This is a genomic window from Roseospira visakhapatnamensis (genome assembly GCF_014197915.1).
Classification (GTDB): domain Bacteria; phylum Pseudomonadota; class Alphaproteobacteria; order Rhodospirillales; family Rhodospirillaceae; genus Rhodospira; species Rhodospira visakhapatnamensis.
Window position 1 is genome coordinate 52,988 of the sequence record NZ_JACIGK010000027.1, and the last position, 8,550, is coordinate 61,537.

Below are 8,550 nucleotides of genomic sequence, written 5' to 3' on the forward strand. Positions count from 1 at the left end.
CGGCGATACCGCTGTTCCGCGATGGCCCAAAAAAACGGCCCCGGCGGCGCATGCCTCCGGGGCCGTTGTCGATGCCGGCCCCCCGCCCGCGCCGAGACCGACGCGGGTGGGGAGTGTGGCTACTCTAGTGCGGCGACGCATTCAAGGGAATCCCCCTCGACTGCAAACGTCGCTGCACAAGACGTTGTTTCTCGTGCACTTTCGATCCAGACAAAAGAATGCGGACTGCATCTTTTGTCTGGATCAGCGCACTAGCGGTCCACCTCGGCGCCCTGGCCCTTGAGCAGCACCGACTGCGCGGCGGCCAGGCGGGCGATGGGCACGCGGTAGGGCGAGCAGGACACGTAGTCCAGGCCGACCCCCTCGCAGAACTGGATGGACGACGGGTCGCCGCCGTGCTCGCCGCAGATGCCGAGCTTGATGCCCGGGCGGGTGGCGCGGCCGCGCTCGGCGGCGATGGAGACCATCTCGCCCACGCCGTCCACGTCGATGGACTGGAACGGATCGCGGGGATAGATGGCCTTCTGGGCATACACCTCCAGGAACGGCGCCGAATCATCGCGCGACATGCCCAGGGTGGTCTGGGTCAGGTCGTTGGTGCCGAAGCTGAAGAACTCGGCCTCCTCGGCGATCACCCCGGCCTGCAGGCAGGCGCGCGGCAGTTCGATCATGGTGCCGACGTGGTAGGGGATCTCCGTGCCCTTGGTGGCGAAGGTCTCCTTGGCCACCTTGTCCACCAGGCCGCGCAGCAGCTCCAGTTCCCGGCGCGACGAGACCAGCGGGATCATCACCTCCGGCAGCACCGTCTGACCGCTGGTCTGGGAGACCTCGACCGCCGCCTCGAAGATGGCGCGGGCCTGCATCTCGTAGACCTCGGGGTAGGAGATGCCCAGGCGGCAGCCGCGATGGCCGAGCATGGGGTTGGCTTCCTGCAGCATGGACACGCGGCTCTTCACCTCGGCCACGTCCACGCCGGCGGACTTGGCCACCTCGCCGACCTCGGAGTCGGTGTGCGGCAGGAACTCGTGCAGCGGCGGATCCAGCAGGCGCACCGTGATGGGCAGCCCCTGCATGATGGTGAACAGCTCCACGAAGTCCTTGCGCTGATAGGGCAGCAGGTGTTCAAGCGCGGCGCGGCGGCCGGCCTCGTCCTCGGCCAGGATCATCTGGCGGATGTGGATGATGCGCTTGGGGTCGAAGAACATGTGCTCGGTGCGGCACAGGCCGATCCCCTCGGCGCCGAACTTGCGGGCGGTGGCCGCGTCCTCCGGCGTCTCGGCGTTGGCGCGCACCTTCATGCGGCGCACCGCGTCGGCCCACTCCATCAGGTCGGCGAAGTCGCCGGACAGCTCCGGCTGCAGGGTCGGCACCTCGCCCAGGAACACCTCGCCCTTGGCGCCGTCCAGGGTGATGATCTCGCCTTCCTTCACCACCGTGCCGCCGACGGTCATGGTCTTGGCGTTGGCGTCCACGCGGATCTCGCCGGCGCCGGCCACGCAGGGCACGCCCATGCCGCGCGCCACCACGGCGGCGTGGCTGGTCATGCCGCCCCGGGTGGTGAGGATGCCCTGGGAGACGTGCATGCCGCCGATGTCCTCGGGCGAGGTCTCGACGCGCACCAGGATGACCTTGTGGCCCTTCTGCACCCAGTCCTCGGCCTCGTCGGCGGTGAACACCACCTGGCCGGAGGCGGCGCCGGGCGAGGCCGGCAGGCCCCGGGCCAGCAGCTTACGCGGCGCGTCGGGGTCGAGCATCGGGTGCAGGAGCTGGTCCAGCTGCTCCGGGGCGACCCGCATGATGGCTGTTTCCTTGTCGATCAGGCCCTCGTTGCAGGTGTCCACGGCGATCTTCAGGGCGGCGGCGGCGGTGCGCTTGCCGTTGCGGGTCTGGAGCATCCAGAGCTTGTCCTTCTGGATGGTGAACTCCATGTCCTGCATGTCGGTGTAGTGCTTCTCCAGCCGGTCGCGGATGCCCACCAGTTCCGTGTAGGTCTGGGGCATGGTCTCTTCCATCGACGGCAGGTCGGAGCCGCTCTTCTTGCGGCCGGCGATGGAGATGCTTTGCGGCGTGCGGATGCCGGCCACCACGTCCTCGCCCTGGGCGTTGACAAGGTACTCGCCGTAGAAGGCATTCTCGCCGGTGGACGGGTCGCGGGTGAAGCAGACGCCGGTGGCGCAGTCCTCGCCCATGTTGCCGAACACCATGGCCTGGACGTTCACGGCCGTGCCCCAGTGGCCCGGGATGTTGTGCAGGCGCCGGTAGGTCTTGGCGCGCTGGTTCATCCAGCTGCCGAACACCGCGCCGACGGCGCCCCAGAGCTGCTCCACCGGATCCTCGGGGAACTCGCTGCCCAGCTGCTCCTTGACCTTGGTCTTGTAGATCCCCACCAGGGTCTTCCAGTCCTCGGCGGTCATCTCGGTGTCCAGGGTGTAGCCCTTGTCTTCCTTGTGGGCCTCCAGGATTTCCTCGAAATGATAGTGGTCCACGCCCAGCACCACGTCGGAATACATGGTGACGAAGCGGCGGTAGCTGTCGTAGGCGAAGCGGGCGTCGCCGGAGCGGGCAATCAGGCCCTGCACCGTGGTGTCGTTCAGGCCCAGGTTCAGGACCGTGTCCATCATGCCGGGCATGGAGGTGCGCGCGCCGGAGCGGACCGAGACCAGCAACGGGTTCTCGGCGTCGCCGAAGGTGGCGCCCATGATGGTCTCGATGGCCTTCACGGAGTCCATCACCTGCTGGCGCAGGTCACTGGGGTAGGTCTCCCCGTTTTCGTAATAGTAGGTGCAGACCTCGGTCGTGATGGTGAAGCCGGCGGGTACCGGGATGCCCAGGTTGGCCATCTCGGCCAGGTTGGCGCCCTTGCCCCCCAGAAGATTCTTCATGTCGGCGCGGCCCTCGGCCTGGCCGTCTCCAAAGAAGTAAACCCACTTGGACATAGTTCCTTACCCCTCGATCTTGGAGAAATCGGCCACGCGGCCCATGGCCATCTGAATACGCGACAGCAAGCGCAGTCGGTTGCGTCGCAGGGACGGGTCATCCGCGTTGACCGTCACGGCGTCGAAAAAGGCGTCCACGGGCGCCCGCAAGCGGGCCAGGGACGCCATGGCTGAGTCGAACCGTTCGGCCTCGACGGCGCGCCCGGTGGCCTCCATGGCCTGATCCAGGGCGGCCACCAGGGCCTGTTCCTCTGGGCTCCGCAGCAGGTCGGCGGAGAGACCGGCCTGATCGTCGATGGCCCCGTCTTTCCGTTCCTCGATGCGAACGATGTTGGTGGCACGACGGTAGGCCGTCAACAGGTTCGCGCCATCCGCGCTATCCACGAAGGCGGCCAGGGCTTCCACGCGGGTCAGCAGACGCACCAGATCGTCCTCGCCGCCCAGGGCGAAGACGGCGGCGATCAGGTCGTGACGCACGCCCCGCTCGCGCAAGTGCACCTTGAGGCGGTCGGCAAAGAAAACGAGCAGGTCGTCAAGCGCCGAGTCGGGGGCGGAACGGTCCATGGACTGCGCCTGGTAGGCGGCGCGCGCGGCCCGGAAGGCGGGCAGCAGCGGTACCCGGGCGCCGGTTTCCACGATCAGGCGGATGACCCCCAGCGCGGCGCGGCGCAGCGCGAAGGGGTCGCGCGACCCGGTGGGCTTCTCGTCGATCAGCCAGAAGCCCACCAGGGTGTCGATCTTGTCGGCCAGGGCCACCACCACCGAGACCGGCGCCGTCGGACAGGCGTCGGCCGGTCCCTGGGGCGCGTAGTGTTCGGCGATGGCCGTGGCGACGGCGGGCGACTCGCCGTCATGGGTGGCGTAGTCGCGGCCCATCAGGCCCTGAAGCTCGGGGAACTCGCCGACCATGCCGGTCGTCAGGTCGGCCTTGCAGAGCAACGCGGCGCGATCGCAGGCCGCCGGATCGGCGCCCGGGATCAAGGGCGCCAGATGAGCGGCCAGGGCGCGCAGGCGCTCCATGCGGTCGTGGTCCGTGCCCAGGCGGGCATGGAACACGCGGGCGCGCAGCCGGTCGACGCGCGCGGCGAGGGGGTGCTTGCGGTCCTGGTCCCAGAAGAAGCGGGCGTCGGACAGGCGGGCGCGCAACACCCGCTCGTTGCCGGCGACGATGCGGGCACCGCCGTCCTTGGCGGGCATGTTGGACACCACGATGAAGCGCGGCGCCAGGCCGCCGTCGGCGGTTTCCAGGCTGAAGTACTTCTGGTGGCCGCGCATGGCGGTGGTCAGCACCTCGGGCGGCAGGTCCATGAAGGCGTCGTCGATGTGCCCCATCAGCACCTCGGGCCATTCCACCAGCCCGGCGACCTCGGCCAGCAGGCCGGGGTCCGGGCGTACGCGCAGACCCTCGCCTCGGGCCAAGGCGTCGGCGCGGTCGGCGATCAGGCGGGCGCGATCGTCTCCATCCAGCATGACGAAGGCGTGGCCCAGCCGCTCGCGATAGTCATTGAGATTCCGCACCGCAAAAGGCGTGGGGGCGAGGAAGCGGTGGCCACGGGTTTCGGCCGTGAAGGCGCGCAGGGCGGTCCCCTCGGGGGCCGCCGACGGATCGTCCAGAAAGGCCGGCGGCTGGGCCGGGCCGGTGCCGTCGGCGCGCGCGCCGGGCGTGGCGCCCAGGACCAGGGCGCCGGTCAGCGGTTGACCGTCGAACACCGCCAGGAGGCCGTGCAGGGGGCGGACCCAGGTCAGGGCATGGGTCGACCAGCGCATGGACTTGGGCCACGGCATCGCCAGGATGGCCTCGCCCACCAGGCGCGGCAGCACCTCGGCGGTCGTGCGGCCCTTGTGCTCGATGACCGCGAACAGCACCGGTCCCTTGGGCGTGTCGCGCCGCTCCACCTGGTCCAGGGTCAGGCCCAGCGAGCCGAGGAACCCCTGAACGGCCTTCTCCGGCGCGTCGGCCTTGGGGCCCTTGCGCTCCTCGCGGGTGTCCGGCTGGGCCAGCGGCAGGCCGTCCACCGCCAGCGCGAGGCGGCGCGGCGTGGCGAAGGCCGTGGCCGCGTCGTAGGTCAGGCCGGCCCTGGTCAGACCCTCGGTCACCAGGCGCCGCAGGTCGTCGGCGGCGCGCCGTTGCATGCGGGCCGGGATTTCCTCGGACAGCAGTTCAATCAGCAACTCGGCCATGGCTCAGCCCTCCCCCCCGGCGGTGCTTGGGGGAAGATGGCCCCGGCTCCTCAGCCAGCCCTCGGCGCAGCCCTTGGCCAGCGCGCGCACGCGGCCGATGTAGGCGGCCCGCTCGGTGACCGAGATCACGCCGCGCGCGTCCAGCAGATTGAACCGATGCGAGGCCTTCATGCACTGGTCATAGGCGGGCAGCGGCAGGCCGGCCGCCAACAGGGCCGTGCACTCGGCCTCGGCGTCCTGGAAGTGGCGGAACAGGGCATCCGTGTTGGCATGCTCGAAGTTGTGGGCCGAGAACTCGCGTTCGGCCTGAAGGAAGATGTCGCCGTAGGTCACGCCGGCGCCGTTGAAATCCAGGTCGTAGACGTTCTCGACGCCCTGGATGTACATGGCCAGGCGCTCCAGGCCGTAGGTCAGTTCGAAGGCCACCGGGTCGCAGTCGAACCCGCCCACCTGCTGGAAGTAGGTGAACTGTGTCACTTCCATGCCGTCGCACCACACCTCCCAGCCCAGGCCCCAGGCGCCCAGGGTCGGGCTTTCCCAATCGTCCTCCACGAAGCGGATGTCATGGGCCAGGGGGTCGATGCCCAGCGCCCTCACGCTGTCCAGGTAAAGCTCCTGGGCATGTTCCGGCGACGGCTTCATGAGCACCTGGAACTGGTAATAGTGTTGCAGCCGGTTCGGGTTCTCGCCGTAGCGGCCATCGGTCGGCCGCCGCGACGGCTGGGCGTAGGCGGCGTTCCAGGGCTCCGGACCCAAGGCGCGCAGCGTGGTCGCCGGGTGGAAGGTGCCGGCGCCGACCTCCAGGTCGTAGGGTTGCAGGATGACGCAGCCGTGACCGGCCCAATAGGATTGCAGGGCCAGGATCATCGATTGGAAATCGAGGGGGGCGGCGGCGGAAGCTGCGGTCACGACGGGATTCCTGTGGGCAACGGGCCGTGTGGACGGCACAAGGACACGGGGCGCGCACGGCGAGAGAGCGCGGAAACCGGGGCGAAGGCTGGGCGCGGGGCGGATCGGCGATGACACGGCGTGGGCGGGAGATCGACTCAGACGTCCATCCCAGGCAGGCAAGCTAGCGGGCGCGCCGGGGCTCGGTCAAGGCGGCGCGGCCTTCAAACCCTCTATGGACGCGTCTGAAACGGATCTGGCACCTAGATCCGGTACCCGAGTGCCTCGGGCAGCCACAAGGCGATCTCCGGGACGGCGATCACCAGGCCCATGGCGATCAGCATCGCCAGGATGGGCCACACCACCCACCGCACCGTGGCCTCGATGGGGACGCCGGCGATGCGCGCCGTGACCATCAGGTTGACGGCCACCGGTGGCGTGAACTGGCCGACGGCGATGTTCATGGCCATCAGCACGCCGAACCAGGTGGGGTTCCAGCCGAAGCTGACCATGATGGGGGTCAGCAGGGGCAGGGTGATCAGGTAGATGGACACGCCGTCCAGCACCATTCCCGCCAGCAGCAGAACCATCATCACCATCAGCAGCACGACGACCGACGTGTTCGACAGCGACAGGATCATCGCGGCGGCGGTGTCGAAGGCCCCCAGGGTGGTCCCGGCCCAGGCGAAGATGCCGGCCAGCGAGATGATCAGCATGACCACCGCCGACACCGCCGCCGAATCCGCCAGGACGCGATACAGCGCCGCCAGTCCCATGGAGCGGTGCACCGCCAGCCCGACGAACAGGCCGTAGGCCACGGCCACCGCCGCCGCCTCGGTGGGCGTGAACAGGCCGCTGCGCAGTCCGCCCAGGATGATGACGGGCGCGAACAGGCCGGGCAGGGCGGCGCGCAGGCTGGGCCAGAAGGGGGGACGCCGGATGCCCTCGGCGGTGCCGAAGCCCTGGCGGCGGCTGATCCACCAGGCCGGCAGCGCCACCGCCAGCCCGGCCAGCAGGCCCGGGCCGATACCGGCGGCGAACAGGGCGCGCAGGTCCACGCCGGGGACCATGATGGAATAGATGATGAGGGCGATGGAGGGCGGGATCAGGATGGCCGTGGAGGCCGAGGCGGCGATGATGCTGGCCGAGAAGGCGCGCGGGTAGCCGGCCTTCATCATGCTGGGGATCATCACCGTGGCCACGGCGGCGGCGTCGGCCGGGCCGGACCCCGACATGCCGCCCATGATCAGGCACACCAGGATGGCCACCAGCGCCAGCCCGCCCCGGCGCGGCCCCACCACCGCCTGGGCCAGCCGCACCAGCCGCTCGGCCACGCCCGAGCGCTCGAAGATCATGCCCGTCAGGATGAACAGCGGGATGGCGATCAGCGGATACTTGGCGATGCTGGAGTAGGCGATGGTCGCGGTGTTGGCCACCGCGTACCAGTCCAGCCCGACGAAGATGGCCAGCAGCCCCGAGACGCCCAGCGCCACGGCGATCGGGGTGCCGGCCAGCAGCATCACGACGAAGCCGCCCAGCAGGACCAGATTGGCGGTCACGGCGCGTCTCCCGCGCGGCCGCGGCGCCGCAGGCCGGCCAGCACCGGTCCCCAGAGGCGCCCCAGCACCGCCACGCACAGCAGCGGCAGCCACAGGGTGTAGATCCAGGTGGGCCACCCCAGCGCCGGGGAGGTCTCGCCGTAGACGTACTCGTCCCAGGTAAGCCCGGCGCCGAACCAGACCAGCGCCCCGAACATCAGCGTGCCGGCGGCCAGGGTGAGGCCGTCGCACAGGCGCCGCCCCAGGGGGCCGAGACGCTGCACCACCACGGTGATGCGGATATGGTCGCGATTGGCGAAGGCCAGCGCGGCGCCGACGAAGGTCAGCACCACCAGCAGGAACACCGAGATCTCCTCGGTGAAGGCGAACGACACGTTGGTTGCGTAACGGACCACGACGTTGGCGAAGCTGATCACGCAGATCAGCGCCATGGCGGCGGCGCCGATGGCTTCCTCGATCCGGAACGGCGGCCGCTCCGGCGCCGGGGCGTCGTCGTCGGCCTGACGGGTGTCCGTGTGCATGGTGGTTGGTCCGCCTGCTGTCCTGCGCGTGCCGCGCAAGACAGCACAGGGGCCATCAGGGGATCAAGTCCGGCTTGCGTCGAGGCGTCGCCGCTCGCTCAGGCGCCAGGCGGGCCGCGCCCCGAGTGTCGATAGGCCCTCGTGTCCTGAATCCGAAGTTCGTTACATCACTTGGCTGGCGCTGGACGAACTTCGGATTCAATCAGGACAGTAAGAGGGGCAAAACCCCGGGCAAACGTGGGAGACGTGGGATCTGTGCGGTAGAGAAGTGGCAGAATGCCTCGGTTTCTCGGGCTCACATCATGGCATGCTGCACCTGCGTGCCCGGGGTTTTGCCCCTCTTACCTCAGGACACTATTAACTATATGATTCTAGCAGTCTGTCGGATTTGGGCGGTCTCGGATAGAATCGGAGCGGGTTTCAGGTCATCGGGAACGGGTGATGGCGAACTTCATCTCGGACGAT

Annotated in this window: 5 protein-coding genes; all 5 read right to left on the bottom strand. The window is 69.1% G+C overall.

Annotated features, from left to right (window positions below):
• Window positions 1-251: 251 nt before the first annotated feature.
• The 5 genes from ppdK to GGD89_RS15530 all read right to left on the bottom strand — a co-directional run bounded on the left by ppdK (window position 252) and on the right by GGD89_RS15530 (window position 8,085).
• Entirely contained in the window at window positions 252-2,936 is a 2,685-nt protein-coding gene (gene ppdK, locus GGD89_RS15510; protein WP_184046931.1) for a pyruvate, phosphate dikinase, read from the bottom strand.
• A 6-nt stretch (window positions 2,937-2,942) separates the two neighbouring features.
• Window positions 2,943-5,117 carry a glycine--tRNA ligase subunit beta gene (gene glyS, locus GGD89_RS15515; RefSeq protein WP_184046934.1) on the bottom strand — a complete coding sequence of 725 codons (2,175 nt, stop codon included), beginning with the start codon at window positions 5,115-5,117 and terminating at the stop codon, window positions 2,943-2,945.
• Window positions 5,118-5,120: 3 nt separating this feature from the next.
• Entirely contained in the window at window positions 5,121-5,984 is an 864-nt protein-coding gene (locus GGD89_RS15520) for a glycine--tRNA ligase subunit alpha (protein ID WP_184046949.1), read from the bottom strand.
• A gap of 284 nt (window positions 5,985-6,268) precedes the next feature.
• On the bottom strand, window positions 6,269-7,564 hold the full coding sequence (locus tag GGD89_RS15525) for a TRAP transporter large permease subunit (RefSeq protein ID WP_184046937.1): 1,296 nt from the start codon (window positions 7,562-7,564) through the stop codon (window positions 6,269-6,271).
• Window positions 7,561-8,085 (bottom strand): TRAP transporter small permease, encoded by a 525-nt coding sequence (locus tag GGD89_RS15530; protein WP_184046940.1) that lies wholly within the window; start codon window positions 8,083-8,085, stop codon window positions 7,561-7,563. Before GGD89_RS15530 ends, GGD89_RS15525 begins: the two co-directional genes overlap by 4 nt.
• Window positions 8,086-8,550: the final 465 nt, after the last annotated feature.